Below are 798 nucleotides of genomic sequence, written 5' to 3'. Positions count from 1 at the left end.
GCGCGAACGGAATATTCCACCGTAAACACGACGTCGTCAGGCATTTCGCAGAATTGGCCGGTGAAGGCGAGATTGCGCGATCCCTTGGGAATGACCTTCGGTCGGTCCGTCCCAGTCCGTGGCATGAACTGGGCCGTGATGTAGGGCATCATCGCGGTCACGACGCGTGAGCTGCCGAGAATGTGCGGAATACTATCCGTAAAGCGCAAGTGCGAAAGCAACTCGATAAGGACCTCACGCCCCGTGCACTCTGACATGGGCCTATGGACGAAGTTACCGGGTTGGTCTGGGAACAGCCCGTAACCCCACCAGACCCAAACATTCTTCGGCTGTTCGAAATAGTGTGGCTGTGCGTTAAGGACAAAGGTCAGAAGCCGATTGGAATTCTTGATCGTGATCAGTCCGCCGTGCCCGGCACTGCTTCCGGTGAAGGCTTCAGGCCGATCGAAGAAGGTCGAATCATCGCCCGTGACCGTGAAGGACTCCCATTTGGATTTGGCAAGACTAGAGACAAAGGCCGCGGGCTGACCGAAGTCCGGGCTTATGCTGGCCAAACGTTCCCATAGCTTCCAAGAGCTGCCGTTTCGCTCTCTGTTCAGAACCGGAACCGTGTCCATTGAGCCGTAGCTGGTGTCGGATGTCATCGACCCGTTCGTGATGAAAACCAGATCTCGCTCCGTCAGATCTATAGCGCGATGCTCCCCGCCCTGCTTGTAGCGTAGGCACGTGGCAGTCTTCTGCCCGTGTTGGATCAAGACATCAATATCGGTGACCTCCGCCCCCTTCTCCAGCCGCACG

1 protein-coding gene is annotated in these 798 nt (G+C 57.0%); it reads right to left on the bottom strand.

Going from position 1 to position 798, the window contains the following annotated elements; all coding sequences use genetic code 11:
- Positions 1-798, bottom strand: a 798-nt coding sequence (locus AC0L3X_RS47240) for an oleate hydratase (protein WP_473317628.1), incomplete at both ends; no start/stop codon positions are given.

It is taken from the genome of Bradyrhizobium sp. MI1.7 (genome assembly GCF_055811795.1).
This window is presented reverse-complemented; position numbering and strand designations above follow the sequence as displayed.